At 41.2% G+C, this 5,878-nt stretch carries 7 protein-coding genes; 1 reads left to right on the top strand and 6 read right to left on the bottom strand.

The window, feature by feature from the left end; all coding sequences use genetic code 11:
- The 6 genes from ACTNES_RS18945 to ACTNES_RS18970 all read right to left on the bottom strand — a co-directional run.
- Nucleotides 1–242 (bottom strand): hypothetical protein (locus ACTNES_RS18945; RefSeq protein WP_441040384.1); only part of this gene is annotated, 242 nt, incomplete at its 3' end.
- A 329-nt stretch (nucleotides 243–571) separates the two neighbouring features.
- Nucleotides 572–1,423 (bottom strand): Ig-like domain-containing protein, encoded by an 852-nt coding sequence (locus ACTNES_RS18950; RefSeq protein ID WP_441040389.1) that lies wholly within the window; start codon nucleotides 1,421–1,423, stop codon nucleotides 572–574.
- A 5-nt stretch (nucleotides 1,424–1,428) separates the two neighbouring features.
- A complete protein-coding gene (locus ACTNES_RS18955) occupies nucleotides 1,429–2,019 on the bottom strand; it encodes an MBG domain-containing protein (RefSeq protein ID WP_320812896.1) in 591 nt (196 codons plus the stop codon).
- Nucleotides 2,020–2,087: 68 nt separating this feature from the next.
- Nucleotides 2,088–3,236: an InlB B-repeat-containing protein gene (locus ACTNES_RS18960; RefSeq protein ID WP_441040385.1), complete on the bottom strand. Its 1,149-nt coding sequence runs from the start codon at nucleotides 3,234–3,236 to the stop codon at nucleotides 2,088–2,090.
- Between the two features lie 268 nt (nucleotides 3,237–3,504).
- Complete coding sequence (locus tag ACTNES_RS18965) at nucleotides 3,505–3,984, bottom strand: hypothetical protein (protein WP_441040386.1); 480 nt, start codon at nucleotides 3,982–3,984, stop codon at nucleotides 3,505–3,507.
- Nucleotides 3,959–4,894 (bottom strand): transposase, encoded by a 936-nt coding sequence (locus ACTNES_RS18970; protein ID WP_441040387.1) that lies wholly within the window; start codon nucleotides 4,892–4,894, stop codon nucleotides 3,959–3,961. The genes ACTNES_RS18965 and ACTNES_RS18970 overlap by 26 nt, the downstream gene beginning before the upstream one ends.
- Nucleotides 4,895–5,252: 358 nt before the next feature.
- Between ACTNES_RS18970 and ACTNES_RS18975 the strand changes: the two genes are divergently transcribed.
- Nucleotides 5,253–5,878 (top strand): IS110 family transposase (locus tag ACTNES_RS18975; protein ID WP_441040388.1); only part of this gene is annotated, 626 nt, incomplete at its 3' end.

The raw sequence follows: 5,878 nt of genomic DNA on the forward strand, positions 1-5,878 counted from the left end.
CCCAGATCAGGCTGTTTCGTTGGAATGTTCTGTTCATTCTGTTCAACAGATGACTCCTGAATAATTGCGGTTTGCTTAACAGAAACATCCTCTGCTGTTGGAGCAACAGTCTTAACAGCTTTTTGAGGGCTGTTTTTTGCACTGTTTCTTGCATTGCTTTTTACGCTGTTTCTTGCATTGCTCTTTGTATTACTCTTCGCATTGCCTTTGGTACTGCTTTTTTGGACTGTTTTTTTTCTCATATCATTGATCTCCCTTTTGCATTTTACAAAGTCCGAAATTTATTACGCCTTAACTAAAATGTCCTTCGGTAAGTTCCTGATAAACATTTATTTTGCAGATATTTATCATTTCCTGTTAATCTCAATTATAACACAAAATGCGCAAAGTAACTATTATTATCTGAAATGCTTCCATCACAATACATTATATTTTCTATTTTTTAAGTCAAACATAATTTTCCCTGAGTTCTCCTGTTATTGAGTCCATGATAAATCCATAGATTTTAATATCCTGCGGCATCAGCGGATGGTTGCGCAGGGCAAATACCGTATCTTCGTGGATTTCCTGATTATTTTAATACGAAATTCTTTAATTCATCCCTCTTTTTGACATGAAGCTTGTTAAAGATATCTGTAAGATAATGCTTCACTGTGTTTAGGGATACCCCCATGTGTTCTGCGATCTCCCGGTTGCTCCAGTCCCGTTTTCTGTGGCGTGCAATCTTCTTATCTTTCTTTACTTCTTTTGCTTTTATCTGTGCGGTTTTTCCCATTTTCAGGGTGATCTTTGAGACATTCTTCTTATTTCCAATCTGGGTTACGGAAACAGCTTTTGCATTTCCGTATTTACCGCCTCCGGTGACTGCATGTACAGATATGGATGTGTCTGTCACTACCTTTTTGCCATTTACCAGTCTGTAGGCTTTTACCACATATTTGTAGTAAGTACCTTTTTTCAGGTCCTTCTGGGTCCATGTGCTGATATCTCCACCGGTGATGGTGGCAAGCTTCCTGTACTTGTATGACTTTGTACCTGTATTACAGCGGTTGCCGTATACGAAATATCCATCTGCATCCTTAATGATGTTCCACTGCAATGTCACAGAAGTTTTTGTCTGTTTTACAGAACAGGCTCTTAACCTTCTGAAGCCTGTGGTCTTATTGATCGTGGGTTCATCCGGGACTTTCACTGTGATTATAATGGAAGCTGTAATTTTTCCATCCTCTGTTGTAACTGTGATCTCTACAGTTCCATTTCCAACTGCTGTTACCTTGCCGTTTTCATCTACAGTTGCTACTTTCTCATCACTGGATTGCCAGGTTACACGCTTATTGTCTGCATAAGACGGTGTCACCTCTGCAGTAAGCTGGGCGGTTTCATCTTTCTTTGTTAAGGTAAGAGTATCCGGAGATACCTTAATGCCTGTTACCGGGTAGCTTGGGGTTTTCTGGCATCCTCACCTGATTCTCTCTGCAATGTGATCCCAGATAGTGTTTCACCTTCGACGATGCCATCTGTGGTATAAGTAAGCTTAGGATCTTTCTCGCCAATATGCTTTTGTAAATCATCCGGTTTCACTGTTACTTCTTTGGATTTAATTTCAAATGAACCGGTTGCTGTTCCTTCATTATAATTGCCGGATGCCGATATCTGGGCTCTTACATAATAGGTTCCTGCATTCTTTGGTACCCCGCCTTCTGTTTCTGCTCCGTTTTTAGTTGAAGTCTTTGTGGTACATGCTTCATTCGTATAGTAGGTGTACTGAATTGGCTGATTTTCCGGGTTCAGCTTCTTATCTACTGACGGCGCATTTTTCTTTTCATCATAGGAACCATATGTCCATCCCTCGATATCGACTTTGGAATGGGAATCTGTAGCACCTGCTTTTTTAACCTTAAAACCACAGGTAGCAGAAGCTCCCACGTAATTCGCTGTTTCTTCCACCACTGCCTTTAAGGTATATTCCCGGGCATCCTTTCCGGTATTCGTGTAAGTTTTGTTGGTTTCATATGCCAATTTAAATCTATCGCCGGGCAGGGCATTTCTCACTTCTGCAGTGACTATCTGGTCCTCTCCGTTATAAGTCAGGTCTGAGCTGCTCCAGTCAAGCTGCGCCGGAAGCGGTTTAATTCAAAATCAGTATATATCACTCTTGAGTCCTGTTCTCCGGGCAGTGTAATGTTTACTTTTGCTTTATATTTTCCAGTGGAAGTGGGACGTACTAAACTTTCCGTATAAGTAGTCCCATCACGACCTACATACTGAACTGATTCTATTCTTGTTTCTGACGGAAAAGTATTATCACATGTTACAGAATAGGTTCTGCCATATTCAGCACAGTTATTGTTATCAAATCCATTAAGCTTAAGTGAAACTGTTGCCTTTGCATTGTCAGAACCTGTTCCATAATATTCACATTTTGAATTTGTGTTTGAGCAATATGCCTTAAGAGTATCGCCACTTAAACTATAGTTCCAGGAATGCACATGAACCCATTTTGCATACAATGTTATTTCTCTTGAATAAGAAATATCTTGAACAGAATCAATTCTTTTTCCTTGACCGTTTTTTCCAGTATACCAACCATCAAATCTGTAACCTGTCTTTTGGGGATTTTTTTCATGGCCATTGCCCCATTGGCAATCCCTCGACCATACCCAGTCCGTTGGCGGTCCGTCCGTTCCACCATCTAAATCATAAACAACTTTTGTAGGATTAACAATATTTTCCTGTGCTGCTGCTGTATAATAATAGCCTGCAACTGAACTTTTACAACAGAGATATATAGTAATATACTTTTCAGCTATCTCTATTTTACGATCAGCAGGAACAGATAAAGACGTAAAAAGTTGCATTTGAGACGTATCTTTACTCTCTGGATTCTTTCCATACGTTCCATCAATTTCGACAGATTCTTGATAATACCTTACTGTATATTTTCCCGTATCCTTTTGATCTCCAATATAAACATCAGGATCAACTCCAATTGTCACGGTTCCATCATGATTATTAATTATATCAACTATCGTCTGTCGTTCTATTGGAAATGGATCAACATTTTGAATACGTACTGTATGTTTTTTACCTTGATTAATATTTTCTGCAGCTGTATCATTATCCACTAAACCACGAACATTTTCTCCGTCACTGAACCCATTTTCCACCTCCGGCACTCCTGCAGCAGCTACCGGCGTTTCTTTCTTCTCCTCTATCTCCGGCTCATCTGTAAACACCACTTTCTCTTCTGTCTCCCCGGATGCCCCCCACAGCCTGTCCGAAAACCTTATTTTTAGGCATAAATTTAGCCCCTTTCCTTCATCTGTGACATTGAAAACTGAATAAAATACACAGGATGAAGAAAGAGGCTTATGCCTGTTCCATCAATTCCATCATTTTTTGAAATCCAAGGAGATTCTTCGCCCGTTCCAGGTTATAACCCAGGCAAAAGAGCGCAAACTCTCCAGCCACTTTCCGTATTCCCCTTAAAAGAAAATAAGTGGCTCACATTGCTCGTTTTATTGTTCCAAACGAATGCTCCGACAGGCACATCCTCCGGCTCATCTTTTCTTTATCCGGTTTCAGGAAAAACTTCACAACCTTTCTTTTTTCATAATGCCATTTTTCACCCGTTTTCGTTTCCTCCGGCTTCTTTCCTTCGGCTTCCAGCCAGCCCTTACATGGTTTTACCAGCTGATCTTTGGTAAAGTCGATCTCTTTCCATTCGCCTTTTCCCTTGTAACACTTATTGCGGTTCGGGCAATGTTTACACGCATTTTTATTGGCATAGCGGATATTCCCGTTTTTCTTTATGCTCTTCTGTCTCAGGATTTCCCCAGCCGGACAGTATACCAGGTTTCTCTCAGGATCTCTGACAAAATAACCTTCTTTTGCTTTTTCCTGCATTTCCTCAGGACTTCCATAGACACTGCTGTTTTTCCGTTTTTCATCCACCACTTTACGACGGACTGTTTCTACCTTCATATCCTGTATCACTTCTGCATAAACTTCCGGTATCATCTGCTACTACTTCTATGATCTTTTCCGGTTCAGAGCTCTTTATCCCCTGCATCGTACTTTCCAGCAATCCATGGTCGGTTACCTGATTGGTCATCTGAAAATCTCGGATCAGATGTGTTTCAGAATCTACCGCCGTCTGTGGGTTATATGCTACTGTAAACCCATTTTTATTTTTCATGAGTTTTGCATCCGCATCTGTGATCGAAAGCTGGGATACCCCGGTTTCTTCCATCAGCTTCTGATAACCTTCGTATCTGGCAAGTCTCTCCTGTGCTTCTTTTAACTTGGCTTCAAGACTTTCTCTTGTCAGTTCTCCTGAAATCACGTCTGTTTCTTCCTGCTTGTCCATTTCATTCAGGATCCTTAGATACTCATCTGTATGACCATTCAGCCATTTGATCCTGTCATCCAGTTTGTTTTTGGTGAAGTTGTTATCTTTTGCGTTATCCGCCTGGATCTTTGTTCCATCCACGGAAGAAAATCCCCATTCCACTGCACCGGAGATCCGGCGGTTGAATTCATAAAAAATCTCTTTCAGGCTGTCTATGTTGTTTTTCCTGAAATCTGCAATGGTGCGAAAATCCGGTTCTACACCGCCGATCATCCATTTCACTTCAAGATTTACTTTACAGCTTTCAGCCAGTTTCCGTGAAGAACGGATACCTTTCCTGCTTCCGTAAATATATATCTTATAAAGGCTCTTAGGATCGTAAGATGGACGGCCTTCTGCTGCCACAGGTTTTACACCGTATTTCCCTATATCAAGATGGTTCACAAACGCATCAATTATCCTTGCAATACTTTCTTTATCTACAAATGCGTCCCATGAACAGCACATCAGCTGGTCACGGTCAAAACCTGAAACATATGGCATCTCAATTCACCTCAGAACAATTTTTCTCTGGTTTCATTATACTATATCTGAAACATAGATGCACGATTTCTGTGTACTTTATTCAGTTTTCAACGAATCATGAAAGCTTATCTCAGCCTGTAATGAAAATAGGGGATTGACTCCACTACTTTTTTAGCTTCTTATCTTGCTTTACAATAGTCTTAGGCAGGATTAAGTTTGATTGCACCTTGGAGGATTTGCACCCCGTTTTTCAACGTAAATGTTTTGCCCTTGAGCACAGCATATTGTCGCACCTTTTATGGATAGCACGAGTAGCAAAGTCCGCATTATCTCGGGCAAATCTCCTGCCAATTCTATTGCAAAGGAGATGTTCTGTATGAAAGACCTTCTGGAAACTTCCTGTGGGCTGGATGTCCACAAAGAAAAAATTGTTGCGTGTATCCTGACTGGCCCTTTGGGTAAGCCAACACATTCTGAAATCCGAGAATTTTCCACCCTAATCCCAGACATGATTGCCTTACGGGATTGGATTGTTTCCCAAAACTGCCATCATGTCGCTATGGAAAGCACGGGCATTTACTGGATGCCTATTTATGAAATACTGGAAGACGCATTCTCTGGAGATATTACTTTGTTGGTTGTAAACGCACGCCATATGAAGAACGTTCCCGGCAAAAAAACAGACATGCGGGATTCTGAATGGATTTCCACCCTGCTCCGTGCCGGGCTCCTGAATGGCAGCTTTATTCCCGAAAAAAGAATCCGGGAATTCCGTGACTTAAACCGGTACCGTAAGAGCATCATCCGTGATATTACATCCCAGAAAAACAGGATTGAGAAATTTTTACAAAGCTCCGGCTTCCGTCTGTCCTCCTTCATTTCTGATATTTTTGGCGCTTCCGGCAGGAACATCATCCTGCACCTGATTGAGCATGGCCAAATTGACCGGACTGCTTTGGACTCCTGCTTAAAAACAAAAACAAGAACCCGTATAGATGAAAT

Source organism: Blautia sp. HCP3S3_D9 (assembly GCF_052063845.1).
GTDB lineage: Bacteria > Bacillota > Clostridia > Lachnospirales > Lachnospiraceae > Blautia_A.

Coding starts and splice junctions, on each gene's coding strand:
- ACTNES_RS18965 (WP_441040386.1), bottom strand. CDS start 3,984: ATGAAGGTAGAAACAGTCCGTCGTAAAGTGGTGGATGAAAAACGGAAA.
- ACTNES_RS18970 (WP_441040387.1), bottom strand. CDS start 4,894: ATGCCATATGTTTCAGGTTTTGACCGTGACCAGCTGATGTGCTGTTCA.